This is a genomic window from Streptomyces sodiiphilus (genome assembly GCF_039529215.1).
Taxonomy (GTDB): domain Bacteria; phylum Actinomycetota; class Actinomycetes; order Streptomycetales; family Streptomycetaceae; genus Streptomyces; species Streptomyces sodiiphilus.
In genome coordinates, this window is the sequence record NZ_BAAAMJ010000012.1 from 19,508 (window position 1) to 43,581 (window position 24,074).

22 protein-coding genes are annotated in these 24,074 nt (G+C 73.4%); 12 read left to right on the forward strand and 10 right to left on the reverse strand.

Annotation, left to right across the window (positions count from 1 at the left end; all coding sequences use genetic code 11):
- Window positions 1-16 precede the first annotated feature (16 nt).
- The gene (locus tag ABD299_RS07980; RefSeq protein ID WP_344259841.1) at window positions 17-1,216 is read right to left on the reverse strand and encodes a thiolase family protein; all 1,200 of its coding nucleotides are present in this window, start codon (window positions 1,214-1,216) and stop codon (window positions 17-19) included.
- Window positions 1,217-1,378: 162 nt separating this feature from the next.
- Here ABD299_RS07980 and ABD299_RS07985 point away from each other — a divergent pair, with 162 nt between their 5' ends.
- Complete coding sequence (locus ABD299_RS07985) at window positions 1,379-2,356, forward strand: acetylxylan esterase (protein WP_344259842.1); 978 nt, start codon at window positions 1,379-1,381, stop codon at window positions 2,354-2,356.
- Window positions 2,357-2,383: 27 nt separating this feature from the next.
- On the opposite strand, the gene ABD299_RS07990 is transcribed toward ABD299_RS07985, so the two are convergent.
- Window positions 2,384-3,652: an extracellular solute-binding protein gene (locus ABD299_RS07990; RefSeq protein WP_344259843.1), complete on the reverse strand. Its 1,269-nt coding sequence runs from the start codon at window positions 3,650-3,652 to the stop codon at window positions 2,384-2,386.
- Between the two features lie 199 nt (window positions 3,653-3,851).
- Between ABD299_RS07990 and ABD299_RS07995 the strand changes: the two genes are divergently transcribed.
- The 5 genes from ABD299_RS07995 to ABD299_RS08015 all read left to right on the forward strand — a co-directional run bounded on the left by ABD299_RS07995 (window position 3,852) and on the right by ABD299_RS08015 (window position 8,970).
- Window positions 3,852-5,453 carry an ABC transporter substrate-binding protein gene (locus ABD299_RS07995; RefSeq protein WP_344259844.1) on the forward strand — a complete coding sequence of 534 codons (1,602 nt, stop codon included), beginning with the start codon at window positions 3,852-3,854 and terminating at the stop codon, window positions 5,451-5,453.
- Between the two features lie 44 nt (window positions 5,454-5,497).
- Window positions 5,498-6,466 (forward strand): ABC transporter permease, encoded by a 969-nt coding sequence (locus ABD299_RS08000; protein ID WP_344260007.1) that lies wholly within the window; start codon window positions 5,498-5,500, stop codon window positions 6,464-6,466.
- 5 nt (window positions 6,467-6,471) lie between these two features.
- The gene (locus tag ABD299_RS08005) at window positions 6,472-7,344 is read left to right on the forward strand and encodes an ABC transporter permease (RefSeq protein ID WP_344259845.1); all 873 of its coding nucleotides are present in this window, start codon (window positions 6,472-6,474) and stop codon (window positions 7,342-7,344) included.
- Window positions 7,345-7,421: 77 nt separating this feature from the next.
- Window positions 7,422-8,324: an ABC transporter ATP-binding protein gene (locus ABD299_RS08010; protein ID WP_344260009.1), complete on the forward strand. Its 903-nt coding sequence runs from the start codon at window positions 7,422-7,424 to the stop codon at window positions 8,322-8,324.
- The gene (locus tag ABD299_RS08015; protein WP_344259846.1) at window positions 8,317-8,970 is read left to right on the forward strand and encodes an ABC transporter ATP-binding protein; all 654 of its coding nucleotides are present in this window, start codon (window positions 8,317-8,319) and stop codon (window positions 8,968-8,970) included. The genes ABD299_RS08010 and ABD299_RS08015 overlap by 8 nt, the downstream gene beginning before the upstream one ends.
- Here the strand turns inward: ABD299_RS08015 and ABD299_RS08020 are convergent.
- Genes ABD299_RS08020 through xylB form a run of 4 tightly spaced genes read right to left on the reverse strand, consistent with a single transcriptional unit; the run spans window position 8,960 to window position 14,432 of the window.
- Window positions 8,960-10,309 carry a carboxyl transferase domain-containing protein gene (locus ABD299_RS08020; protein WP_344259847.1) on the reverse strand — a complete coding sequence of 450 codons (1,350 nt, stop codon included), beginning with the start codon at window positions 10,307-10,309 and terminating at the stop codon, window positions 8,960-8,962. The genes ABD299_RS08015 and ABD299_RS08020 overlap by 11 nt on opposite strands.
- On the reverse strand, window positions 10,306-11,751 hold the full coding sequence (locus tag ABD299_RS08025; protein WP_344259848.1) for an acyl-CoA synthetase: 1,446 nt from the start codon (window positions 11,749-11,751) through the stop codon (window positions 10,306-10,308). Before ABD299_RS08025 ends, ABD299_RS08020 begins: the two co-directional genes overlap by 4 nt.
- Before the next feature lie 31 nt (window positions 11,752-11,782).
- Entirely contained in the window at window positions 11,783-12,952 is a 1,170-nt protein-coding gene (locus tag ABD299_RS08030; protein ID WP_344260011.1) for an ROK family protein, read from the reverse strand.
- A gap of 46 nt (window positions 12,953-12,998) precedes the next feature.
- Entirely contained in the window at window positions 12,999-14,432 is a 1,434-nt protein-coding gene (gene xylB, locus ABD299_RS08035; protein WP_344259849.1) for a xylulokinase, read from the reverse strand.
- 110 nt (window positions 14,433-14,542) lie between these two features.
- Between xylB and xylA the strand changes: the two genes are divergently transcribed.
- Entirely contained in the window at window positions 14,543-15,715 is a 1,173-nt protein-coding gene (gene xylA / locus ABD299_RS08040) for a xylose isomerase (protein ID WP_344259850.1), read from the forward strand.
- Window positions 15,716-15,808: 93 nt separating this feature from the next.
- On the opposite strand, the gene ABD299_RS08045 is transcribed toward xylA, so the two are convergent.
- The 3 genes from ABD299_RS08045 to ABD299_RS08055 form a co-directional block, all read right to left on the reverse strand.
- A complete protein-coding gene (locus tag ABD299_RS08045) occupies window positions 15,809-16,129 on the reverse strand; it encodes an SGM_3592 family protein (protein ID WP_344259851.1) in 321 nt (106 codons plus the stop codon).
- A 251-nt stretch (window positions 16,130-16,380) separates the two neighbouring features.
- Window positions 16,381-18,717, reverse strand: coding sequence for a glycoside hydrolase family 95 protein (locus ABD299_RS08050; protein ID WP_344259852.1), 2,337 nt, complete (start codon window positions 18,715-18,717; stop codon window positions 16,381-16,383).
- 158 nt (window positions 18,718-18,875) lie between these two features.
- Window positions 18,876-19,277 carry an ATP-binding protein gene (locus ABD299_RS08055; RefSeq protein ID WP_344259853.1) on the reverse strand — a complete coding sequence of 134 codons (402 nt, stop codon included), beginning with the start codon at window positions 19,275-19,277 and terminating at the stop codon, window positions 18,876-18,878.
- A 195-nt stretch (window positions 19,278-19,472) separates the two neighbouring features.
- On the opposite strand from ABD299_RS08055, the gene ABD299_RS08060 reads away from it, so the two are divergent.
- The 5 genes from ABD299_RS08060 (at window position 19,473) to ABD299_RS08080 (ending at window position 23,062) form a co-directional block, all read left to right on the forward strand.
- Entirely contained in the window at window positions 19,473-20,339 is an 867-nt protein-coding gene (locus ABD299_RS08060; protein ID WP_344259854.1) for a helix-turn-helix domain-containing protein, read from the forward strand.
- 4 nt (window positions 20,340-20,343) lie between these two features.
- A complete protein-coding gene (locus tag ABD299_RS08065) occupies window positions 20,344-20,580 on the forward strand; it encodes a DUF397 domain-containing protein (RefSeq protein WP_344259855.1) in 237 nt (78 codons plus the stop codon).
- Between the two features lie 80 nt (window positions 20,581-20,660).
- Complete coding sequence (locus ABD299_RS08070; RefSeq protein ID WP_344259856.1) at window positions 20,661-21,470, forward strand: SAM-dependent methyltransferase; 810 nt, start codon at window positions 20,661-20,663, stop codon at window positions 21,468-21,470.
- A 355-nt stretch (window positions 21,471-21,825) separates the two neighbouring features.
- The gene (locus tag ABD299_RS08075; protein ID WP_344259857.1) at window positions 21,826-22,626 is read left to right on the forward strand and encodes an SGNH/GDSL hydrolase family protein; all 801 of its coding nucleotides are present in this window, start codon (window positions 21,826-21,828) and stop codon (window positions 22,624-22,626) included.
- A 253-nt stretch (window positions 22,627-22,879) separates the two neighbouring features.
- Window positions 22,880-23,062: a hypothetical protein gene (locus ABD299_RS08080; RefSeq protein WP_344259858.1), complete on the forward strand. Its 183-nt coding sequence runs from the start codon at window positions 22,880-22,882 to the stop codon at window positions 23,060-23,062.
- Window positions 23,063-23,104: 42 nt separating this feature from the next.
- Here ABD299_RS08080 and ABD299_RS08085 read toward each other — a convergent pair whose 3' ends face one another.
- Window positions 23,105-23,938 (reverse strand): hypothetical protein, encoded by an 834-nt coding sequence (locus tag ABD299_RS08085; protein ID WP_425581282.1) that lies wholly within the window; start codon window positions 23,936-23,938, stop codon window positions 23,105-23,107.
- Window positions 23,939-24,074 lie beyond the last annotated feature (136 nt).

The following is a 24,074-nucleotide window of genomic DNA, read 5'->3' on the forward strand; positions in this document are numbered from 1 at the left end:
GGTATCACCGGGAGGGTCAGCGTTCCAGGACGACGGCCTGGCCCTGGCCGACGCCGATGCACAGGGTCGCCATGCCGACGCCGGAGCCGGCGGCGGTCAGCTGGTGGGCGACGGAGCCGGCCAGCCGGGCGCCGGAGGCACCCAGCGGGTGGCCGATGGCCACCGCGCCGCCGCGCGGGTTGACGATCTCCGGGTCGAGGCCGGGGGATTCGGCCAGGCAGCCGAGCACCTGCGCGGCGAACGCCTCGTTGAGCTCGACGGTGTGCAGGTCGGAGAAGCCGCGGCCGGCCTTCTCCAGCGCCTTGCGCATGGCTTCGACCGGCCCGAGACCGAACAGCTGCGGTTCCAGGGCGGTGACGGCGGTGGCGCGGACCCGGGCGAGCGGTTCGCGGCCGGTGGCCTTGAGGCCTTCCTCGTTCACCAGCAGCAGCGCGGCGGCCCCGTCGCTGAGCGGGGAGGCGTTGCCCGCGGTGACGGTTCCGGTGTCCGCCGGGCGGAAGGAGGGCCGCAGCTTCGCCATGGACTCCAGCGTGCCGCCGTCGCGGACGGCCTCGTCGCGGGGCATGTCGGTGCCGGGGTAGGGCACGACCTCGGCGTCGTAGAGGCCCTCGCTCCAGGCCTTGGAGGCCTTGGCGTGGCTGGCGAGCGCGAAGGTGTCCTGCTGCTCGCGGGTGATGGTGTGCTTGTCGGCTATCAGCTCGGCGCCCTCGCCGAGCGGGACGGTCCACTCCGGCTGCATGCGCTTGTTCACCATGCGCCAGCCGAGGGTGGTGGAGTAGGTCTGCGGGGCGCCCGCGGGAAAAGCGCGCTCCGGCTTGGGCATCACCCAGGGGGCGCGGCTCATCGATTCCACGCCCCCGGCGATGACGGCGGTGGCGTCGCCGACCGCGATGGCGCGGAAGGCCTGGACGACGGCCTCCAGGCCGGAGGCGCACAGCCGGTTGACGGTGGTGCCGGGCACGGTCAGCGGGAGACCGGCCAGCAGCACGGCCATCCGGGCCACGTTCCGGTTCTCCTCACCGGCACCGTTGGCGTTGCCGAAGATCACGTCGTCGATCCGCGCGGGGTCCAGGTCGGGGGTGCGGTCCGCCAGTGACCTGACCACGTGGGCGGCCAGGTCGTCGGGGCGTACGGCGGCCAGAGCGCCTCCGTACTTGCCGACGGGGGTACGGACGGCGTCCACGATGTAGACATCTCGCAGCGCGGCGGAGGACATGCGGCTCCCATCAGGTCGTGCAGTCGGACCGGTGGCTCGGTCAGGCCGATGATGACAGCGCGGAACCGCGTTGACCAGGGCGGAAAGCGTCCGTAGCTTTCGGCCGGGAGCGTTTTCCGTGCTGGGGGCACCCGTACGGTTCACCGACGAGAGGGACATCACATGGCCCTGACCGATCTGCCGCTCGCGCAGTTGCGCGATTTCCGGCCCGAGGTCCCAGAGCCGGCGGGGTTCGGCGCGTTCTGGGAGGAGACGCTGGCCTCGGCCCGGTCGGCCGCGTCCGGCCCTGCCGAGTACCGGCGGGTGGCGGACTCGCCGCTGATCTCGGTGGACGTCTTCGACGTGCGGTTCCCGGGCTGGGGCGGTCAGCCGGTGGCGGCCTGGCTGCTGCTGCCGCGCGGGGCGGAGGGGCCGCTGCCGGCGGTGGTGACGTACATCGGCTACACCGGCGGCCGGGGCCTGTACACCGAGCACCTGCTGTGGAGCGCCGCCGGTTACGCCCACCTGGTGGTGGACACCCGGGGCCAAGGCCACGACACCCCCGATCCCGACCCGGTGCCCACCCCGCAGTACTTCGCCGGGTTCATGACGCGGGGCATCCAGGACCGGGAGCACTACTACTACCGGCGGCTGATGACGGACTGCGTGCGGTCGGTGGACGCGCTGCGCGGGCATCCGGCGGTCGACCCGGCGCGGATCGTCGTCTCCGGAGCCAGCCAGGGCGGCGGACTGGCCCTGGCGACGGCGGGGCTTGCGGGGGACGCGGTGGCGGCGGCGCTGATCGACGTGCCGTTCCTGTGCCACTTCCGGCGCGGCACCGAGATCGCTGCCATGCCGCCGTACACGGAGATCGTCCAGTACCTGGGCACGCACCGGCGGCACGACCCCGACCGGGCTTTCGAGACCCTGAGCTACTTCGACGGGCTGCACTTCGCGCCGCGCGCGACGGCTCCGGCGCTGTTCAGCGTGGGGCTGATGGACCCCGTCTGCCCGCCCTCCACGGTCTTCGCCGCCTACCACCGCTACGCGGGGGAGAAGGACATGACGGTGTGGGAGTTCGGCGACCACGGCGGGGGACTGGCCTCGCAGCCTGCCGGGCAACTGAGGTGGCTGGCCGCCCGGGGGCTGCGGGGCGGCTGACGCCCGGCGCCGGGCCGGCCGCGGAGGTCAGCCGGACGGGCGGGGATAGCCGCCCAGCAGCGCGGTGAGCGCGTCGGACGCCTCCTTGCCCGCCTGGACGGGGTCGGCGCCGGTGAGGACCGCGGTCTGGAAGTCCTTGACCGGGTTGTCGGCCTCGACATCCCCCCAGCGAGGGGAGCGCGGGGCGGAGTGGCCGTTGCGCGCTCCCTCGACCATGGCGGTCCAGCCCGGGTCGCCCTCGACGGCCTCGGTGAGGGTGGTGCGGTTGGGGACGTAGCTCATGGTGCGGGCGAGTTCGGTCTGCCACTCGTCGCCGGTGAGGAGCTTGACGAACTCGTAGGCGAGCACCGGTTCACCGGTGGCGCTGGGGATGATCAGGTTCGAGCCGCCGGTGAACACCGCACCGGGGGTGCCTGTCTCCTTTCCGGGGACGGGGAAGAAGCCGAGACGGCCCTCCAGCGTCGGGTTCGACTCGATGATGGCCTGGGCGGCTCCGGGCGGTGCGATGATCTGCGCGACATCGCCGGCGGCGAAGACCTCGTCCTGGTTCGGCGTTGCCTCGTCGGAGTTCTTCGGGCCGTTGCCGAGGGCCTGGAGTTCGGAGTAGAACTCCATGGCCGCGCGGGCCTCGTCGGTGTCCAGTGCGCCGTGCCACCGGCCGGCGCTCTCCACCGCGAGGTCGCCGCCCTCGTCCCAGAGGAAGCCCGCCAGTACGTACCAGTTCTGGCCGGCCAGATAGATGCCCTGACGGCCGTCGCCGTTCAGCGCCTCGGTGACGGCCAGCCACTCCTGCCGGTCGGCCGGCGGCCCGGTGATCCCGGCTTCCTCGAAGAAGTCCGTGCGATGGATGACCACGCGGTTGGCCGCGTAGTACGGGATGCCGTACTGGTGGCCGTAGACCTTGCCGGCCTCGGCGAGGCCGGGTATCCAGTCGTCGCCGTCCAGGGCGACGACCTGGGCGGTGAGGTCCTTGACCCCGCCGAGATCGACGTACTGGGCGACCTGGGTGTTGCCCACCTCGATGACATCCGGGCCCTCGCCGCTGGTGAGCACCTCGGTGACCTTCTCGCCGATGCCGCCCCACTCCTGGACGGTCACCCGCACCGAGACCCCTTCGTGACGGGACTCGAAATCCCGCACCACGGCGTCGACGAAGTCGTCGGGCGCGCTGTACTGCATGAGCCAGACGTCCAGCACCTGCTCCTCGTCACCGGAGGACGGCAGCAGGCCGCAGGCACCGAGCAGCGAGCCGGCGAGAGCGAGAGCGAGAAGCCGGCGGTGGGCCAGGACCTTCATAGGACCCCCTGAGGAAAACGGCGTGCAGGCGTGCCGGACACATCCGGTGACGAATGGCCTGGACCTTTGTGGGTGTGATGACCATACCTTTGGTTGTCCGGTGAAGGGAGGGTGAGTGACCCCCGCCTGTCGCACCTCTTTGCGGATGGTGTTTAATTGCGCATCGTTCGCAATAATGACCGGGCGGGAGCGTGACGGCATGAGGGCCACAGCGGCACGGACAGCGGCGGCATGGACGGCCGCCGCCGCGATACTCGCGTCAGCGGCAGGCTGTTCCGCCCCCTCCGGTGAAGGGGACGGCGGAGGCGGCGCCGGGCGCGACGCACTGGTCGTCGGCATCGGCAACGAGCCGGAGACGCTCAGCCCGCTGCTCGGTTACGGCAAGGACGGCAACGCGAAGATATTCGACGGCCTGCTGCGCCACGACGCCGAACTGAACCTCACCCCCGCGCTGGCCACCGCACTCCCGGAGATCAGCGGCGACGGGCTCACCTACACCTTCACCCTCCGGGAGGACGTGGAGTTCAGCGACGGTGAGCCGTTCACCGCCGAGGACGTGGTCTTCACCTACGAGACCATCCTCGACCCGGGAACCAACAACCCCTACAAGGACGAGCTGGACGCCCTCTCCGAAGTGAGCGCGCGGGACGACCACACCGTCGTCTTCACCCTCGACTACCCCTACGTGCCCTTCGCCGACCGCACTGTCCTGCCCATCGCCTCGGCAGCCGCGGCAGGGGACCAGGACGTCAACACCGGCCCGTACAACACCGCCCCGGTGGGCACCGGCCCCTACGTGCTGGCCGGCTGGAGCCGGGGAGAGAAGATCACCCTGGAGGCCAACCCCCGCTACTGGGGCGGCGAGCCGCAGGTCAAGCGCCTCACCATGGCCGTGGTCCCCGACGACGACGTGCGCGCCACCCGGCTGCGTTCCGGTGACCTGGACGGCGCCGTGCTGCCCCCCAACCTCGCGGCCACCTTCGCCGGCGACGAGGACAAGGTCACCCACAGCGCGGCCAGCGCCGACTTCCGCGCCGTCAGCCTGCCCACCGGCAACCCGGTCACCGGCGACCGCGACATCCGCCGCGCCCTGGACATCGCCGTGGACCGCGAGGCCCTCGTCGAGGCCGTGCTGGACGGAGCCGGAGCGGTCGCCCACGGGCCGGTTCCCACCGCGAGCGAATGGTTCGCCGAGGGCACCGAGCGGACCCACGACCCCGACGGAGCACGGGACGTCCTGAAGGCCGCGGGCTGGGAACCCGGCGAGGACGGCATCGCCGTGAAGGACGGACAGCGCGCCTCCTTCACCCTCTACTACCCCTCCGGCGACCGGCTCCGCCAGGAACTCGCCCTCGCCTACGCCTCCGACGCCAAGAAGGCCGGCATCGAAGCCGTCGTGGAGTCCGCCGGATGGGAGATCATCGAGCCCCGCCTGGACCACGACGCCGTGCTCATCGGCGGCGGCAGCCCCGCCGACCCCGACTTCGATCTGTACGGGCTGCTCCACTCCGAACTGGCCGGCGACGGCTGGAACAACATGGGCCGCTACGACAACCCTGCCGTCGACGAACTCCTGGAGACCGCCCGCCGCACCGCGGACCGGGCCGAACGCGAGGCCGCCTACGCCGCCGTGCAGCGCGAACTGGCCGACGACCCCGGCTACACCTTCCTCACCCACATCGACCACGTCTACGTGCTGGCCGACGCCTGGGACGGCGTCACCACCCAGCTGGAACCCCACGACCACGGGCTGGGCGCGGGCCCCTGGTGGAACGTGGAGGACTGGCAGCCCAAGCAGTGAGCGCGACGACACCGGCGCCCGGCGGCGGCCTGCCATGGGCCGCCATGGCCCGGCTCACCGGACGGCGGCTGCTGGCCGCCGTCCCGGTACTCCTCACCGTCACCTTCGGGGTCTTCGCCGTGGCCGCCGCCTCGCCGTTCGACCCGGTGCGCCAGTACGTGGGGGGCGACGCGGTCGGCGCCTCCCAGGAAACCCTCGACCAGCTGCGGGCCAACCTCGCCCAGGCGGGCTCCTTCGTGGACCAGTGGTGGCTGTGGCTCGGCTCCGCCGTCACCGGCGAACTCGGTCACAGCCAGACGATGCGGCAGCCGGTCGCCCAGGTCATCACCGAACGCCTCGGCTGGTCCGTCCTGCTGTGCGCGGTCGCCTTCGCCGTCGCGGTGGTCCTCGGCACGACGCTGGGCGTGGCCGCCGCCCGCCGCCCCGGCGGGCTCGTGGACCGCTGCGTGACCTCACTGGCCTACGTACTGGAGGCCGCCCCGCCGTTCTGGGTCGGGCTGCTGGCCATCTGGCTGTTCGCCCTGCAACTCGGCGTCCTGCCGGCCGGCGGGCTCACCGGAACCGGCGACGACACCGTCACCGCCGGATCGCTGCTGCGCCATCTCGCGCTGCCCGCCGCCGTGCTGGCCGCCTCCCAGCTGCCCTGGTTCGTGCTCTACGTGCGGCAGGGGGTGGGGGACGCGCTGCGCGAGGACCCGGTGCGCGGGGCCCGTGCCCGGGGCCTGCGCGAACGGACCGTGCTGCTCGGGCACGCGCTGCGCTCCGGGCTGCTGCCGGTGCTGACCCTGATCGGCACCCGCGTCCCCGAACTCATCACCGGCGCGCTGCTGGTCGAGACCGTCTTCAGCTGGCCCGGCATCGCCTCGGCCACCGTCCGGGCCGCCACCGCCTCCGACTTCCCGCTGCTGGCCGCGCTCACCGTGCTGTCCGCACTCGCGGTGCTGGCCGGGAACCTGCTCGCCGACCTGCTGTACGGGCTGGCCGACCCGCGCGTCGACCACGACGGGATGTGACCGCCATGGACCTGGAACGGACCGTCCGGCAGCGCCGGACCACCCCCCGGGCAGGAACCCGGACCCTGCGGGTACGGACCTCGGCCGCGCTGACCGGCGCCGCCGTGCTCTCCGTGCTGCTGGTGCCCTGGCTGTTCCCGCTGGACCAGCAGGCGGTCAACCTGTCGGCCAAGCTGCTGGCGCCCTCCTGGGAGCATCCCTTCGGCACCGACGACCTGGGCCGTGACCTGCTGCACCGCTGCGTCTACGGGCTGCGGGTCTCGCTGACCGTCGGCGTCGTCGCCGCGCTGGTCGCCGCCTGCCTCGGCCTGGTCATCGGCTGCCTGGCGGGAACCCTGGGCGGCCGCACGGACCGGGTGGTGATGCGCCTGGTCGACATCTTCACCTCGGTGCCGCACCTGCTGATGGGCATCTTCATCGTGGCCATGGTCCGGCCCGGCATCTGGCCGGTGATCATCTCCGTGGGCGTCACCCACTGGGTGTCCACCGCCCGCATCGTGCGGGCCGAGATCCTGTCGCTGCGAACCCGCCCCTACATCGACGCCGCGGTCTCCGGCGGCGCCTCCCGGCTGCGGCTGGCCACCCGCCACCTGCTGCCGGGTGTGCTGCCGCAGGCGGGCCTGGCCGCCGTCCTGATGGTGCCGCACGCCATCTGGCACGAGTCCGCGCTGTCCTTCCTGGGCCTGGGCATCCCCGCACACCAGGCGAGCCTCGGCACCATGATCAACGGGGCGCGGGGCGCGCTGCTGGCAGGGGAGTGGTGGCCCGCTCTCTTCCCCGGCCTGTTCATCATCGTTCCCACCCTGGCCATCGCCGGGCTCGCCGGAGCCTGGCGGGAACGCATCAACCCCCGCCGCCGATCGGAGCTCATGCTGTGAACCACGTGGGCACCACCGCCCCCGGGCAAACCCCCGCGCCCCTGCTGGCGGTGCGGAACCTGTCCGTGCTCTTCCGCATGCGCGCGGGCCGCGACATCCCCGCCGTCAGTGACGTCTCCTTCGACCTGGCCGCCGGGGAATGCCTGGTACTGGTCGGGGAGAGCGGCTGCGGCAAGTCCGTGCTGGCCTCGGCGCTGCTCGGGCTGTTGCCGGGCAACGCCCGCACCGCCGGCACCGCCAGGATGGACGGACTGGACCTGCTCGCGGCCGGTGAACGCACCCTGGCCCGCACCGTCCGCGGCCGTCGCGTCGGCCTCGTCCCGCAGAGTCCGGCCGCCCATCTCACCCCGGTCCGCACCGTACGTTCCCAACTGGCGGAGACCCTGCGCGAGCTCACCGGGGCGAGGCGCGCCGGAATGCGCGAGGCGACCGAACGCGCCGCGGCCCGTGCCGTGTTCCCCGCCGACCACCTCGACCGCTACCCGCACCAGCTCTCCGGCGGCCTCGCCCAGCGCGCAGCCACCGCGCTCGCCCTGGTCGGCGACGCCCCGCTGCTCATCGCCGACGAACCGACCACCGGCCTGGACCGCGACCTGGTGGACCGCACCGTCGACGAACTGCGCCGGCACGCCGACGACGGCCGGGGACTGCTGGTCATCACCCACGACCTCGCGGCGGCCGGGCGCATCGCCGACCGCGTCGCCGTCATGTACGCCGGACGCGTCGTCGAACTGGCGGACTCCGGGGACTTCTTCGGCACCGCCGGACCGCGCCACCCCTACGCCCGCGGACTGCTGGACGCTCTCCCCGAACGGTCCTTCACCCCCATACCCGGGCTCCCCCCGGAACTCGACGCCCTCCCCGAGGGGTGTGCCTTCGCCCCCCGCTGCGGAAACGCCACCGCACGGTGCGGCACCCTCCCCCCGTTCGCCGGCGGCATCGCGTGCCACCACGTTCCGCAGGCGGCCCCGCATGCTTGAGCTGCGTGGCATCACCGCCGGCTACGACCGCCACCATCCCGTCGTCCGCGACGTCTCCCTGAGGGTGGGGGACGGCGAGGCCGTCGGACTGCTGGGCCCCAGCGGCTGCGGCAAGTCCACCCTCGCGAAGGTCGCCGCCCTGCTGCACCGGCCCTGGTCGGGCACGGTGCACCTCGCCGGGGAGCCCGCGCGCGGTTTCCGCCACCGGGCCCCGCGGGAACAGCGCACCCGGGTCGGGGTCGTCTTCCAGCAGCCCCGGCTCGCCGCCGATCCCCGCCTCACGCTGCGTGACCTGATCGCCGAGCCGCTGCGGGCCACCGGCCGCGCCCGTGCGGCGGACCGGGAGACCGGCGAACTGGCCGCCGCCGTCGGCCTGGGCGGAGGCCTCCTGGCCCGCCGGCCCCACGAGGTGAGCGACGGGCAGCTGCAGCGTGCCTGTCTGGCCCGGGCCCTGAGCCTGCGCCCGGGGCTGCTCATCTGCGACGAGATGACCGCCATGCTCGATGCCTCGACCACCGCTGCGCTGGTCGCCGTCGTCGAGGAGTACCGGCGACGGACCGGCGCCGCGCTGCTGGCCGTCGGTCACGACCGGGTGCTGCTGCGGCGCTGGTGCGACCGGGTACTGGAGTACCCGGTCACCGGGTGACGCCCGCGGGGGCCGCGATGCCCCGCGCCACGCCCAGTTCGACCAGGTCCTGCGGGCGCAGCCGGAGCCGGTCCGCGGTCTCCCGGACCTCCTCGGGGCGGCGCTTGAGTATGGCGACGGCCAGCTCGGGGGCGATCACCGAGTAGTAGCTGTCCGGGGCCGCCCAGGTGCGGCCGGGTGCCGTGAGGGCGAGGGCCCCGCCCGAGCCGCCCTCGCCCACCAGCAGTGTCGTCACCGGGATGCGGGAGGCGGCGACCGCGCCGAACACCTCGGAGATCGCCGCGCCCACACCGTCCCGCTCTGCCTCCGCGTCGTTGGCGGCACCGGGGGTGTCCACCAGGGTCAGGGCCGGGACGGACAGCCGGTCGGCCAGGCGCAGCAGCCGCCCGGCCGCCCGGTACCCGGCGGGCCGGGTCGCGTTGCCCAGCTGGGCGACGTAGGCCACGCTCCGGCCCTCCCTCCGGCCGAAGCCGCAGCGGATGCCCGGGTCGGTGCAGGCCAGCTCCAGGCGTTCGGAGAACCAGGAGTCCAGGTAGGTGCCGGCGCGCGGACGGTCCGGCGCACGCGCCCGCAGGACCGCCTCCCAGCCGGTGCCCGGCTCGGACGGCGCGCCCAGGGCGTGCGGAGGGACGGCGGGGCCACGGGCGGGCGTGGTGAGCATCGACAGCCACCGCCTGACGGCCGCGCGAAGTCCGGCGGGCGGCACCACCGCGTCCACGTGCCCCGCCGCGAGCTGCCCCTCGGCCGTGTAGGCGTCCGGGTCCGCGCCGGCCGGCCGCACCCGGGAGCCGGCGAAGCCGATCTGCGCGCCGGGCAGCGCCAGGCGGACATCCGCCCCGGCGCCCAGCGCGGCCCAGCCGCCGCCGGTGACCGGGCCGTGCAGGACGGAGAGGTGCGGCAGGCCCGCGGTGCGCAGCAGCACGGCCTGCCGGGCGATGCGCTGCAGCTGGACGAGGGCCCGCATGCCCTCCTGCATGCGGCTGCCCCCGGTGGCGATCAGCGAGACCACCGGCAGGGAGAGCTCCCGGGCGGTGGTGAAGGCGCTTTCGATGCGGTCCCCGGTGTGCTCCCCGATGGACCCGCCGAGGAAGGAGAACTCGAAGGCGATCAGCACCGCCTCGGTGCCGCCCGCGCGGCCCGTCCCGCACACCACCGACTCGCTCTCCCCGCTCCGCTCGGCGGCCGCGGCGCGGGCGCGACCGTAACCGGGCCAGCCCAGCGGGCCGTCGCCGTCGGCACCGGGCCGTCCGGCCGGGGAGGGCAGCTCGGTGAACTCCTCGGCGACCCGCGCGATCAGCTCACGGGCCGGGACCCGGGAGGAGGGCGGAGGTGAGGTCATGCCAGCTCCCGTTTGAGGATCTTTCCCATATGGTTGCGCGGCAGTGCGGGCAGCCGCCGGATCTCACGGGGCCGCTTGTGCGGAGTCAGCTGCGCGGAAACATGATCGGTCAGCTCCCGGTCGGTGGGCGGCTCGACACCCTCCCGGCACACGATCCAGGCGATGATCCGCTCCCCGAGGTCGGGGTCGGGAGCCCCGGTGACGGCGGCCTCGGCGATACCCGGGTGGTCCAGCAGCGCGTTCTCGATCTCGCCGGCGCCGATCCGGTACCCGCCGCTCTTGATGAGATCGGTGGAACGCCGTCCGACGAGACGGTAGTGGCCCGCCGCGTCGGCCACGGCCATGTCGCCGGTCCGGAACCACCCGTCGGTGAACGCCTCGGCGGTGGCGCGGGGCTGGTTCAGATACTCGGTGAACAGGTTCGGCCCGCGCACCTGCACCTCGCCCACCGTCTCGCCGTCGGCCGGCACCTGATGCCCCGCGTCGTCGACCAGCCGCAGCCGCACACCCGGCAGGGGGACGCCGACGGTGCCGGCAGCCGGGGGTCCGTCGGCGCGGACGCTGGTGTTCATGAGGGTCTCGGTCATGCCGTACCGCTCGATGACCCGGCGCCCGGTGGCGGCCTCCAGCCGCCGGTGGTCCGGCAGCGGCAGTGGGGCCGAGCCGGACACCAGCAGCCGCGCCCCCGCCAGTGCGGCGGCGAGCTCCGGGTCGTCCCCGGCGGCCTCGGCGAGCCGGTGGTACATCGTCGGCACGCCGAACAGCATGGTGCCGTCACCCGTCAGCGCCCGGGTGACGGCCTGGGCGGAGAACCGGCCCAGGTGGTGCACGGTTCCGCCCAGCCGCAGCGGCCCCAGGACCCCCAGGACCAGGCCGTGGACGTGGAACAGTGGCAGGGCGTGGACCACGACGTCGTCCGCGGTCCACTGCCAGGCGTCGGCCAGGGCGTCCAGTGTGGCGGCGATCGCCCGCCGGGAGAGCACCACGCCTTTGGGCGGACCGGTGGTGCCGGAGGTGTAGACGATCAGGGCGGGGGTCTCCGGGTCCGGTTCCGGCCAGGGCTCCGGCCGGCTCTCGCCGGGGCCGGGGGAGGGGAGAACCGGGGCCGTGCGGGGGAGAGCGGCCAGCGGGGGCGGCAGCACGGCGTCCGGTCCGGCCAGCACCAGTGTGGGCGCGCTGTCGGAGACCACGTGTGTCAGTTCGCGCTCCCCGCTGCCGGGGTTGACCGGCACCGCCGGGACACCTGCCAGCAGGGCCGCGGTGACCGCGACGACGGTGTCCGCGGTCGGGGTGGCCCACACCGCCACCCGGCGGTGCGGGGCGACCCTCCCGGCCAGGGCGCCGGCCGCCGCCATCAGCGCGGACCGGCTCAGCTCCGCCCCGCCGAAGCGCAGCGCGGCCTTGCCGTCGTCAGGTCCTGGTGTCGTGAGCAGCAGACTCATCGCCTCATGCTAAGCGCTGCCCACGGCCCGGTCAGCGGCCGTTCAGGAAGGTGCCGGGGGTGTCCAGGGCGGTGCGCACCACCGAGCTGGCGGCGCCCAGCAGCGGGCCGTCCGGGCCGATCCGGGAGACGGTCACCGGCACCGGCGTGGGCCGGCCCTCGGCGGCCACCGCCGTGCGGCGGGCCAGCTCCCGGCTCAGCGGCGGCAACAGCCAGGGAGCGAGCCCGGCCAGCGCCCCGCCGAGCACCACCCGGGAGGGGTCCAGCAGGTTGACCGCCCCGGCCAGCGCGATGCCCAGGGCCGATCCGGCCTGCCGGACGGCCTGCAGCGCGGCCCGGTCCCCCGACTCGCAGCGGACCGTCAGCGCGTCCACCCGCACCCCGGGGCCGGGGTCCAGGCCGGCCGCGCGCAGCACCGCCTCCTCACCGGCATAGGCCTCCAGGCAGCCGCGGGCGCCGCAGGTGCACCGGCGGCCGTCGGGCCGCACCGGCACATGCCCCAGTTCCCCGGCGAAACCGTGTACGCCGCGCAGCAGCTGCCCCTCGACGACCACCGCGGCGCCGATGCCGATCTCCGCCGAGACGTGCACGAAGCTGTCGGGTACGGGGGACAGCCCGCCGGCCCACAGTTCGGCCAGCGCGCCCAGACTCGCCTCGTTGTCGACGGTCAGCGGCCCCAGGTCCTGCGGGAGCCGGCCGGCCAGGTCGACGCCGCGCCAGCCCAGATTGGGGGCGCGCACCACCGTGGTGGCGTCGCGTGCGACGAGGCCGGGCACGGCCACGGCCAGCCCGGCCGGCAGCAGTCCCATCCCGTCCGCCTCGGCGGCGAGCCGCTCCAGCAGTCCGGCCAGCCGGTCCAGCACCTGGCCGGGGTCGCTGTCCCGGTTGCGGGTGCGCGCGGTCAGCCGGGCCCGCACGGTTCCGCGCAGGTCCATGACGCAGACGGCCAGATGGTCCACGCCGATCTCGGCCCCGACACCGCACGGTCCTCGGTCGGTCGGCAACAGGGCCGTTCCCGGACGGCCGACGGCCCCGGAGCGCCCGGGCCCCTGCTCGACGAGCAGGCCGCCGCGCAGCAGTTCGTCGACGAGCGTGGACACCGCGGCGCGGGTCAGGCCGATCCGGGAGGCCACCGCCGCCCGGGAGAGCGGGCCCTCGGCGGCCAGGGTGTGCAGGACCCGGGAGAGATTGCGCTGCCGCATCGCGGCCTGCGACTGGGGAACGAGCCGGTTCACGGGGGGCCGCCGCTCATCGCTGCCGCAGCAGCGGCGCGGCGTCCGACAGGGTCTTCGCGATCCGCTCCAGGGCGGCCTCGTCACGGGGGAGCGCCGGGTGGGCGGGGCCCGCGGCGGTGTCCCAGTCGCGGGCCACGGCGGCCGGGTCCTTCTCCAGCAGCAGTCCGGCGGCCTGGGCCGCGGCGCCCAGCGCCACGAGTTCCTGGGCGCGCGGCACCTGCACGGGCCGGCCCGACAGCCGTCGCACGGTCTCCCGCCAGGCGGTGCCGCGTGCGCCGCCGCCGATGAGCAGGATCGGCTCCCGCGGGTCGGCGTCCTCCTCCAGGACCCGGTCCAGCGCCTGGAGCAGGGCGAAGACGGCGCCGTCGTAGGCGGACTGGAGGATCTGGCCGCCCGTGGTGTCGTGCCGCAGGCCGTTCAGCAGGCCGGAGGCGTAGGGCAGGTCGGGGGTCCGCTCGCCGTCCAGGAAGGGCAGGACGACGGCGCTTCCGCCGGCCTCGACGGCCTCCCGGTCCCGGCCCAGCAGGGCGGCGATCCGGTCGACGGCCAGGGTGCAGTTGAGCGTGCAGGCGAGCGGGAGCCAGCCGCCGAGGGCGTCGGCGAAGCCGGCGACGGTGCCGGTGGGGTCGGTGGTCCGCTGCCGGGCGACCGCGTAGACGGTGCCGGAGGTGCCCAGGCTCAGCACCGGCCGGCCCGGGGTGAGGCCGAGCCCCAGCGCGCCGGCCATGTTGTCCCCGGTGCCGGCCGCGACCGGGATGCCCTCCGGCAGCGGCAGCCCGGACCGTACGGTGCCGGCCGCCTCGCCGGCGGGCACCACCCGCGGCAGCAGCGCGGGATCCAGGCCGACGTGCTCCAGGATGCCGACGTCGTAGGACTCGTCGGCCGAGGACCACCAGCCGGTGCCCGAGGCGTCGCCGCGGTCGGTCGTGCCGCCGACGGCCTCCTGGCCGGTGAGCCGGCCGGTGAGGAAGTCGTGCGGCAGCCGTACGGCCGTCGTCGCGGCGGCGGCCTCGGGCTCGTTCTCCCGCAGCCAGGCCCACTTGGTCACCGTGAAGGAGGCCGCGGGAACGCTGCCGGTCCGCTGCGCCCAGGCCTCGGCTCCGCCCAGTTCGGCCAGCAGCCGGTCGCGCTGAGGAGCGGAGCGGGTGTCGTTCCACAGCAGCGCGTTGCGCACCGGGCGGCCCGCCGCGTCCAGCGTGACCAGGCCGTGCTGCTGCCCGGCGACGGCGACGGCCGACGCCCGGCGGACGTGCTCCCCGCACTGCCGCAGCGCTTCGCCCAGGGCCTCCCACCACTGCTCGGGATCGCTGTCGTGCTCGGGGGTGAGGTGGTGCGGGGCTTGTCCGCGGGCGACCACCGTGCCGGTCGCGGCGTCCACGACCAGCGCCTTGGCGGACTGCGTGGAGCTGTCCACGCCGATGACGAGGGGGCCTTCGGGTGCGGCCATCACAACGGTCCTCTCCTGTCGGGGCCCAGGGGCTTTCGCACAGGGCCCGGGCTCGTGCATACTAATTTGTAAACGGCCATGACGAAATACTGGGGAGCCGAGGAGCCGACATGAACTACCAGCCCACCCCCGCGGACAGGTTCACCTTCGGTCTGTGGACCGTCGGCTGGCAGGGCCGCGACCCGTTCGGGGACGCCACCCGACCGGCCCTGGACCCCGTGGAGACCGTCAACCGACTGGCGGCCCTCGGGGCGCACGGCGTGACCTTCCACGACGACGACCTGATCCCGCCCGGCTCCTCGGCCGGTGAGCGCGAGGGCCACGTCAAGCGGTTCCGTCAGGCACTGGACGCCACCGGCATGAAGGTGCCGATGGCCACCACCAACCTGTTCACCCACCCGGTGTTCAAGGACGGCGCCTTCACCGCCAACGACCGGGACGTGCGCCGCTACGCCCTGCGCAAGACCATGCGCAACATCGACCTCGCCGCCGAACTCGGCGCGCAGACCTACGTCGCCTGGGGCGGCCGGGAGGGCGCGGAGTCAGGCGCGGCCAAGGACGTCCGGGTGGCCCTGGACCGGCTGAAGGAGGCCTTCGACCTGCTGGCCGAGTACGTCACCGGCCAGGGGTACCCGCTGCGGTTCGCGCTGGAGCCCAAGCCCAACGAGCCGCGCGGCGACATCCTGCTGCCCACCGTCGGCCACGCCCTGGCCTTCATCGAGCGGCTGGAGCGGCCGGAGCTGTTCGGGGTCAACCCCGAGACCGGCCACGAGCAGATGGCCGGGCTCAACTTCCCGCACGGCATCGCGCAGGCGCTGTGGGCGGGCAAGCTGTTCCACATCGACCTCAACGGCCAGAACGGGATCAAGTACGACCAGGACCTGCGGTTCGGCGCCGGTGACCTGCGGGCCGCCTTCTGGCTGGTGGACCTGCTGGAGACGGCCGGCTACGAGGGCCCGCGGCACTTCGACTTCAAGCCGCCGCGCACCGAGGACTTCGATGGCGTCTGGGCCTCGGCGGCCGGCTGCATGCGCAACTACCTGATCCTCAAGGAGCGCGCGGCGGCCTTCCGGGCGGACCCGGAGGTCCAGGAGGCGCTCAGGGCCTCCCGGCTCGACGAACTGGCCCGGCCGACCCTCGCCGAGGGGGAGACTCCGGCCGCGCTGCTGGCGGACCGCAGCACGTTCGAGGAGTTCGACGTGGAGGCCGCCGCCAAGCGCGGAATGGCCTTCGAGCAGCTGGACCAGCTGGCGATGGACCACCTGCTGGGCGCGCGCGGCTGACCCCCCCCGGACCGGCAGGCCGTACCGCAGCATCGCGCCGCAGGCGGTACGGCCGGCCCTGCCCGCAGCAGCGCGGGAGGGCCGGCGCGGGGATCACTCCGGCGATTCGTCCTTGCCGCCCTTGCGGCGGAACCAGCGCCGCTTGCCGGTCTTCTTCGCCTTCTTGGCCTTCTTCTCGCGCCGCTTGGGCGACTGGCTGTAGATCCAGCCGGCCGGAGGCTCGTCCGAGCGCCAGGGCTGCGGATCGGGCGCCTCGTTCTTCCAGCGCTCGCTGAGCATGCGGGTCCGGGCGGTCGGCTCGCTCACCTCCGCCCCCTTGACGAAGCTCTCGTCCAGGACCAGGTCGTCCCAGGGGTCGTTCCGGGGCTCGCCCCGGCCGTGCGGGTCGCCCTGGCCTGTCGGCTCGGTGCCCATGGTCACTCTCCCGTCCGCGGTCGGTGCAGCACCGGGTCACTGGGGAAACGTCCCGGGATGCCGCATTGGTTCCTGCCGGGCCCCGCTGCCTGGCGTGACCGCGGGCCGCACTGACAGGCTGTATACCCCCGGCCCGCCTGATGCCACCGTAACGGAGGGGCCCGCGTGCCGGGCAAGGGGCCGGGCCCCGCCATGCCTTCCCGCCCTCCCGCCGGGATCATCCCGCGTGTCGCGGTCGGGCCGGCAAGCGGTCAACGGCCTGCTGCGTCCCCCTCGCCTGCCGGAGTCACCGGCACGAGACGGAGAACCGACCCCGGAGCGGTGGCGAACCGGGTGACCCCGGGCTCGGGGTGCTCCGCGGCGACCTGCGCACCGGAGTCCGTCGTCACCGTGAAGTGGCAGGAGGCGCGGACCCGGGCCGGGCGGCCCAGACGGGAGACGATCCGGGCCCCGATCGGCCTGCCCCCGGACCACGAGAGGTCCACGACGAAACCGCCGCGCCCCAGCAGTCCGCGGACCGAGCCCTCCGGGAGGGCGCCCGGCAATGCGGGCAGCAGCTGGAGCTCGTCCGCGTGGTGGCTCTGCAGCAGCCACTCGGTGATGCCGGCGGCCGCGCCGAAGTTGCCGTCGATCTGGAACGGCGGATGCAGGTCGAACAGATTGGGAGCGGTGCGCTGTTCGGTCAGCTGGTCCGCCAGCAGCTTGTAGGAGCGGTCGCCGTCCGCCAGCCGCGCCCAGAAGTTGATCTTCCAGCCGAGTGACCAGCCGGTCCCGGCATCGCCTCGCTGCTCCAGAGCGGTGCGGGCGGCCTGCAGCAGACCGGGGGGGTCGCGGTTGATCTGGTTCCCCGGATGCAGTCCGTAGAGGTGCGAGACGTGCCGGTGGTCCTGCTCCGGGGCAAGGGCGTCCCAGTCCTCGCGCCACTCCTGCAGCCGGCCGTCGGCGCCGATCCGCATGGGGGCCAGCCGCCGGCGGGCGGCCAGGACCTCCGAGCGCAGTTCCGGGTCGGTCCCCAGCAGCTCGCAGGAGGCGGCGACGGCGTCGAACAGGTCGCGCAGGATCTGGTTGTCCATGGTGGGGCCCGCACACAGCGAGCCGCCCGGCCCGGGGTGGTGCGCGTTCTCCGGGGAGAGGGACGGGCAGGTCACCAGGTGGTCGTCGGACGGGTCCTCGATCAGGGTGTCGAGGAAGAAGCGGGCGGCACCGGCCAGCACCGGGAAGTGCTCGCGCAGGGCGGCGGTGTCACCGGTGAACCGGTAGTGCTCCCAGACGGCCAGCGACAGCCAGGCGCCGCCGGTCGGCCACATCCCCCAGAAGGCGCCGTCGGCCGGGGCGGTGCCACGCCAGGCGTCCACGTTGTGGTGGGCCACCCACCCGCGGGCCCCGTAGCAGTCCCGGGCGGTGCGGGCCCCGGTCACGGCCAGATCCCTCAGCAGGGCGAACAGCGGCTGCCGGCACTCCAGGAGGTTGGCCGGGGCGGCCGGCCAGTAGTTCATCTGGGTGTTGATGTTGATGGTGTACTTGCAGCCCCAGGGCGGGTCGGTCAGATCGTTCCACAGCCCCTGCAGGTTGGCCGGCTGGGTGCCCGGGCGGGAGCTGGCGATCAGCAGGTAGCGGCCGTAGTGAAAGTACAGTGCCGCCAGTTGGGGATCGCCGCCGGCCGCGAAGCCTGCCACCCGGCGGTCGGTGGGCAGCGCGGCCGCCTCGGTGGCGGGGAGGTCGAGCACCGCCCGGGAGTACAGCGCGTCGTGGTCCACCACGTGCCGGCGCCGCAGCTCGGCCCAGGGCCGGGACGCTGCCGCCTCCAGGTCGCGTCCGGCGCGCCCGGCCGGATCGCCGCTCAGGTCCCGCCAGTTCACGTAGTTGGTGCCGGCCGAGACCAGGAGGGTCACGGCGTCCGCCCCGGTGATCCGCAGTTCGCCTTCCCGCGAGGTCACCCGGCCTCCTTCGGACAGTACCCGGGCCAGCGCGGCGAACCGGACCCGCCCCTCCACGCCGCCGGTGCTCCATGTCCGGCCCTCCAGCGCGATCGCCGTCAGCCCGGCCGAGGCAGCCGAGGCCGTCATCGGGCTGTCGAAGGAGGCGGTGAAGGAGATCTGCCCCGGCCGGTCCGCGGTCAGGCGCATCGCGATGACCTGGTCCGGAGCGCTCGCGAAGACCTCCCGCCGGTGGCGCACCCCCTCGCGCCGGTATTCCACGCTGTGAATTCCCTGGGCAAGGTCCAGCAGGCGCCGGTACCCGCTGACCTCACCGGCGCCGGGGAACCTCAGCCGGAGGCTGCCGACGGTCTGGTACTGAGGCTGCCGGACCGGGACACCCATGAAGTCGGAGTCGATGAGACGCGCGGCTTCCGCCCATTGCCCGGCCAGCACCAGCCGGCGGATCTCCGGCAGGGCTTGCGCGGCGCGGGGGTTGTCGAAGACGTGCGGCCCGCCCGCCCACACGGTGTCCTCGTTCAGCTGCAGTTGCTCGGTGTCAGTACCGCCGTGGACCATCGCGCCCAGCCGTCCGTTGCCGACCGGCAGGGCCTGGAGCCATTCCCGGGCCGGAGCTGGGTACCAGAGGTGATGAGCGGTACGCGGTGTCATGACAGGTGTGGCCTCTCGGGGAGGGGCGGACGGACCGGGCGGCGGCGTCCGGTATCCCGGACGTCATCCGGCCGCATGGTCCGATCCTGCCACTCCTCCCGCCATGGCGTCCGCCGAGGTTCACGGCGTTGTTCCCGGCTCCGCCGCCGCCGGCGGTGTCAGCGGGTGCCGGCGCCGCCCAGCGGGAGATCGGCCCAGACGGTGTGCCCGCGGCCGGCATCGGCCGGACGCACTCCCCAGCCCTCCGCGAGGGTGCACACCAGCAGCAGGCCGCGGCCCCTCTCGTCCTCCTCCCCCGCCATCGAGGGCTGCCGGGACGCCGGCCCCTGGCCGCTGCTGGAGACGGCCACCCGCAGCAGCGGACCGAGCATGTGCAGCTCACAGTCCAGGGTTTCGCTGTCGGTGTAGCGCAGGGCGTTGGTGACCAGCTCGGAGACGATGAGCTGTGCGTTGTCACAGGTCTCGGTGGGCGTGCGCCACTTCACGAGCTGACGCAGCACACGTCTGCGGGCCTCCGCGGCCGAGGTGCTCACGGCGGGCAGGCGGAAGGTGTGCTGCACGCTCCGCAGTACGGAACTGTCATGACGCTCTATCGGCTGAGCGGGGGAGGAGGAAGCCACCCCCCTACTGTGAGTGCCGTCCCTCACATCCGGCAAGAGCCATTCTGTCATTTGCAGAATCGTTCGTCTCACTCTGTTGCTTCTGTCCGTGACATGGCAGACTCTCGTGCGGGGGGCGGCACTTGGAGGTGAGACGTGGCCACTGGCCAGACCGGCGGCGCGCCGACCGCTCTGCGTGTCGTCCTCGGACGGAGGCTGCAGGACCTGCGGGAGTCGGCCGGGCTGTCCTACGAACAGGCCGCCCGGGCGCTCGATGTCACCCACGCCACCGTCCGGCGGATGGAGAAGGCGCAGGTCGGCCTCAAGGTGCCGTACGTCGAGAAGCTGCTGCGGCTCTACGGAGTGAGTCCGCAGCAGGAGATCGACAGCTTCCTCGGGCTGGTACGCGAGGCCAACCGGCCCGGCTGGTGGCACCGCTACCGCGACGTGCTGCCGGACTGGTTCAGCGGCTTCGTGAGCCTGGAGGCGGAGGCCGACCAGATCCGTGCCTACGAACCGCACTACGTCCCGGGCCTGTTGCAGACCGAGGCGTATGCGGCGGCGGTGCTGAGGGCCGGGATGCCGAACGCGCCGTCGGAGGAGATCGACCGGCTCGTCGCGCTGCGCATGGCGCGGCAGGACCTGCTCGTCCGCAAGCAGCCACCCCTGCTGTGGGTGGTGATGGACGAGACGGTACTGCGCAGGCCCGTCGGCCGCCCGAACGTGATGCGGGCCCAGCTCTCCCGGCTCATCGAGGTCTGTGCCTGCCCCGACGTGCGGCTGCAGGTGATGCCGTTCTCCGCCGGGCTGCACCCGGCGATGTACGGGCCCTTCCATCTCTTCCGGTTCCCGCTTCCCGAACTGCCCGATGTCGCGTGTGCCGAGAGCCTGGTCGGCGCCGCCTACTTCGACCAGCGCGACGATGTGTCGGCGTTCCGGGAGGCTTTGGACCGGATGTGCGCCCAGGCAGCGCCAGTGCACCGCACCGAGGCTCTCCTCGGTGGTATTCGCAAGGAGATCTGAACCGATGGATCGCATATACAACGGCATGCCCGCCGCGCAGCTCGGGACGGAGGGCTGGCGCAAGCCCTGGAGCGGCGGCAACGGCGGCAGCTGTGTCGAGGCGATGCGGCTGCGGGACGGCAGGGTGGCGCTGCGTCAGTCCACCGACCCCGACGGGCCCGCGCTCATCTACACCCGGCACGAGATAGAACGATTCATCGCCGGAGTGAAGTCGGGCGACGCGGACTTCCTGCTGGTCTGACCGCCGGGATCCCCCACACCCGTTCTTTCGTCCACCCCCCGGCGTCCCCACCACTACGACCCCCACGAACGGAGACCGTCGTGACCGAGCAGGGCTTCTCTGCCGACCGGATCGACACCAGCAGGCCGCACCCGGCCAGGATGTACGACTACTTCCTGGGGGGCCAGGACAACTACGAGGTCGACCGGCAGGCAGCCGAGCAGTTGCTCCAGCTCGGCCCCGGGGTCGTCGCCAGCGCCCGGGGCAACCGCGAGTTCCTGCAGCGGGCGGTCCGCGCGGTCGCCGAGGACGGCATCGACCAGTTCATCGACATCGGCACCGGTATCCCCACGTCCCCCAACACCCACGAAATCGCCCGTTCCGTTACACCGGATGCGCGTGTGGTGTATGTGGACAATGATCCGATTGTTGCCACCTATGCGGGGGCGAAACTCACCAACACCGGGAAAACGGGGTTCATTCTCGGGGACCTGCGTGAGCCGGACGTGCTGCTCGGTCACCCCGTCCTCCGCGAACTCGTCGACTTCGGCCGTCCGGTCGCGCTTCTGCTCGTCGCCGTCCTGCACTTCGTCCGCGACGAGGAGGACCCCGCCGCGCTCGTGGCGGCGCTCACCGAGCGGCTGCCCGCCGGCAGCCGGCTGGTGCTGTCCCACGCCACCGGGGACCTGCACGACGACGAGGACCTGCGCAAAGGCACCGAGGTCTACCGGCGGGCCACGGCCTCCATGAATCTGCGCTCCCGCGACCAGGTGCTGCGCCTCTTCGAGGGCTTCGACGTGCAGGACCCGGGCGTGGTGCAGGTCCCGTTGTGGCGTCCGGACGGTCCTGTCCCCGAGGGGGAGAAGCTGCGTCAGGTCGCTCTGTACGGCGCGGTCGGCGTCAAGCGCTGACCCTCTGAGGTGTCCGCGCCGCGCCCCGCGGGGGAGGGGGCGGTGCGGAATGCCGCCCCGGTCCGGTGTCCACCGGGCCGGGGCGGCCTGCTGTGCGCCGGCCGCGGCTGTTCCCGCGAGCCTGCTTCCCATGGCGGCTGATAGCAGTCTTCTTCCGTCCTTTCAGGGGTGTCGCGGTCAAAATCGGGTGACATCCCGTCGGATCTCCCGCCCGGCCGGCACCTGAAACGTTCTTTGTCGTTCAACCTCGTGATCGATACAGGAATCTTTGGCATGAACACTTCTCCTGGGTCGTGGTTACTGATAAGTAATGGGTGCGTAAAAGCCGTCCCCCACCTCTCATTCGGGAGAACCTATGAAGTTGCGCCGACTCGCGACAGTGGCCGCCGCCGCGGCACTGTTCCTCGGCATCTCCGTCAGCACGGCCGCGGCCGACCCGGCGGCCCAGTCCCAGGTCTATGTGGCCCTGGGCGACTCCTACTCCTCCGGTGTCGGAGCCGGGAGCTACGACAGCGGCAGCGGCAGCTGCAAGCGGAGCAACAACGCCTACCCGCGTCTGTGGGCGAACGCGAACAACCCCGCCGCGTTCCACTTCACCGCCTGCTCCGGTGCGAAGACCAACGACGTCATCAACAACCAGCTCGGCCCGCTGAACTCCAGCACCACGCTGGTCAGCATCAGCATCGGCGGCAACGACGCCGGTTTCGCCGACGCGATGATCACCTGCGTCCTGCAGGGCACCAGCTCCTGCGTGAACCGGGTCAACCAGGCGAACGCCTACATCGCCAACCAGCTGCCGGCCCGGCTGGACGCGGTGTACTCCCAGATCCGCGCCAAGGCCCCCAACGCCCGCGTCGTGGTCCTGGGCTACCCGCGGATGTACAAGCTCAACGGCTCGTGCTGGGTCGGCATCAGCGAGACGTCCCGGGCGGCCATCAACGGCGCCGCGGACAACATCCACGCGGTCACCAGCCAGCGCGCCGCGGCGCACGGCTTCGTCTACGGCGATGTCCGGGGCACCTTCGCCGGCCACGAGATCTGCGGGAACCTCACCGAGTGGATTCACAGCGTCGCGTGGCCGCTCGACAACTCCTACCACCCGAAGAAGGCCGGCCAGTCCGGGGGCTACTACCCCGTGCTGCGCAGCCTCGCCTGATCCGCACCACGCGCTACCGGGCACCCTGAGCCCCGGCCGCCGCCCCCGCCGCGGGAGCGGCGGGGGCGGCGGCCGTATACGGTTCCGGACGGGCACGGGACCCCGGGAAGGGCATACGCTGCCGGGGAGACCCTCCCGCGGGTGCCCGGCCCGCCCGGGCAGGCAACCCCGGAAGCGGGTACGACGTCCCCAAGGTGAGGCGGGGGGGGGCGGCCCCGNGAGGCGGCGGCTGCCGCCGCGAGGAGGTAGACAGATGTCCAACGGAGCCAAGGTCGCCGTCGCCGGTGTGGCCGCCGGCCTGCTGCTGTGGTGGCTGACCAACTTCTGGATCGCCGCGCTGGTGATGTTCGGCATCCCGGCCGCCGCGTACCTGATGCTCGACCCCGGGCAGCGCCGCAGGCTGCGCCGGATCAACCGCCGGGAGCTGGGCCGCTGACGGCCCTCCGACCACGCCGCTGACTCCGCCGTCCGGGCGGGGTCAGCCGTCGGCCGGCCGGCGTGCCAGGGCGTCCAGGCGTTCCAGCAGCGCGGGCAGCTCGGGCCCCCGGCCGACCGGAAGGACCTCGCGCGGCTGGTCGTCCACCAGCACGAACGCGATGTCGTCGGTGCGTGCCACCAGGCTCCACCCCGGCCCGTCCACCCGCAGTGTCCGGGCCTCACCGGAGGCGAAGGAGGAGCGCACCCGTCCGGGCGGAGGGGGCGTATCGAGGTAGCCGCGCGCCGCTTCCAGGACCCGGTGCACCGCCGCGCGGGGTTCTTCCGCGGAACCGCTGACGGCCGCCTCGCCGGCCGTGTCCTCCGGCTCGGTGAACTCCACGTCCTCGTCCACCTGCCGCCGCCACTGCGCCCATTGCAGGGCGATCTCGTCGGCCCCCAGCCGGCGCTGGGCCGGGCCCCAGCCCTCGGGGTCAGGAGCCGACAGGAGCGGGGGGCCGGCCTCTTCCGGCAGCGGGGGATCGTGCGGAGCGGGCAGCCCGGGGGCCGCCACCTCCAGTTCGACCGGCCAGCCGGCGAGCACGGCTGCCACCGTGCGCTCGTCGGGCGACAGGTCGTACGGCATGCCGCAGTCCCAGGCGGCGATCGCACAGGCGGTCAGCGGGACGTCCTCCGTCGCCACCGTCCACCGCGCGCCCTCGCCGTCCTGGCCGAGCAGCAGGCCGTAGCCCTCGGCGTAGGGCGCGAGCCCCAGTGCGGCGCACGCCTGCGGATAGTCGTCCCCGAGCACGGCGGGAAAACGCTCGGGAGTCAGCATCAGGGCGGTCAGGACGAACAGCTCGTCCTCCGCCCCGGTGTCCGGGTCCGTCGCGCCCACGGGGACCTCCTCTTTCGGCCAGGTGACCGAAGAGTAGCGACATCGGAAGGTTCGCGGAACCGCTCGGGTGGTTGCCGACGGAGCCCCGGTGGGGAAGGCTGACACCGCAGTCGTCTGACGAGAAGGGGGAGCCGGG

What these genes read in the sequence shown, in the direction of transcription:
- ABD299_RS07980 (WP_344259841.1), bottom strand. Translation starts at nt 1,216, where the DNA reads ATGTCCTCCGCCGCGCTGCGAGATGTCTACATCGTGGACGCCGTCCGT.
- ABD299_RS07985 (WP_344259842.1), top strand. Translation starts at nt 1,379, where the DNA reads ATGGCCCTGACCGATCTGCCGCTCGCGCAGTTGCGCGATTTCCGGCCC.
- ABD299_RS07990 (WP_344259843.1), bottom strand. Translation starts at nt 3,652, where the DNA reads ATGAAGGTCCTGGCCCACCGCCGGCTTCTCGCTCTCGCTCTCGCCGGC.
- ABD299_RS07995 (WP_344259844.1), top strand. Translation starts at nt 3,852, where the DNA reads ATGAGGGCCACAGCGGCACGGACAGCGGCGGCATGGACGGCCGCCGCC.
- ABD299_RS08000 (WP_344260007.1), top strand. Translation starts at nt 5,498, where the DNA reads ATGGCCCGGCTCACCGGACGGCGGCTGCTGGCCGCCGTCCCGGTACTC.
- ABD299_RS08005 (WP_344259845.1), top strand. Translation starts at nt 6,472, where the DNA reads ATGGACCTGGAACGGACCGTCCGGCAGCGCCGGACCACCCCCCGGGCA.
- ABD299_RS08010 (WP_344260009.1), top strand. Translation starts at nt 7,422, where the DNA reads ATGCGCGCGGGCCGCGACATCCCCGCCGTCAGTGACGTCTCCTTCGAC.
- ABD299_RS08015 (WP_344259846.1), top strand. Translation starts at nt 8,317, where the DNA reads ATGCTTGAGCTGCGTGGCATCACCGCCGGCTACGACCGCCACCATCCC.
- ABD299_RS08020 (WP_344259847.1), bottom strand. Translation starts at nt 10,309, where the DNA reads ATGACCTCACCTCCGCCCTCCTCCCGGGTCCCGGCCCGTGAGCTGATC.
- ABD299_RS08025 (WP_344259848.1), bottom strand. Translation starts at nt 11,751, where the DNA reads ATGAGTCTGCTGCTCACGACACCAGGACCTGACGACGGCAAGGCCGCG.
- ABD299_RS08030 (WP_344260011.1), bottom strand. Translation starts at nt 12,952, where the DNA reads ATGCGGCAGCGCAATCTCTCCCGGGTCCTGCACACCCTGGCCGCCGAG.
- xylB (WP_344259849.1), bottom strand. Translation starts at nt 14,432, where the DNA reads ATGGCCGCACCCGAAGGCCCCCTCGTCATCGGCGTGGACAGCTCCACG.
- xylA (WP_344259850.1), top strand. Translation starts at nt 14,543, where the DNA reads ATGAACTACCAGCCCACCCCCGCGGACAGGTTCACCTTCGGTCTGTGG.
- ABD299_RS08045 (WP_344259851.1), bottom strand. Translation starts at nt 16,129, where the DNA reads ATGGGCACCGAGCCGACAGGCCAGGGCGACCCGCACGGCCGGGGCGAG.
- ABD299_RS08050 (WP_344259852.1), bottom strand. Translation starts at nt 18,717, where the DNA reads ATGACACCGCGTACCGCTCATCACCTCTGGTACCCAGCTCCGGCCCGG.
- ABD299_RS08065 (WP_344259855.1), top strand. Translation starts at nt 20,344, where the DNA reads ATGGATCGCATATACAACGGCATGCCCGCCGCGCAGCTCGGGACGGAG.
- ABD299_RS08075 (WP_344259857.1), top strand. Translation starts at nt 21,826, where the DNA reads ATGAAGTTGCGCCGACTCGCGACAGTGGCCGCCGCCGCGGCACTGTTC.
- ABD299_RS08080 (WP_344259858.1), top strand. Translation starts at nt 22,880, where the DNA reads ATGTCCAACGGAGCCAAGGTCGCCGTCGCCGGTGTGGCCGCCGGCCTG.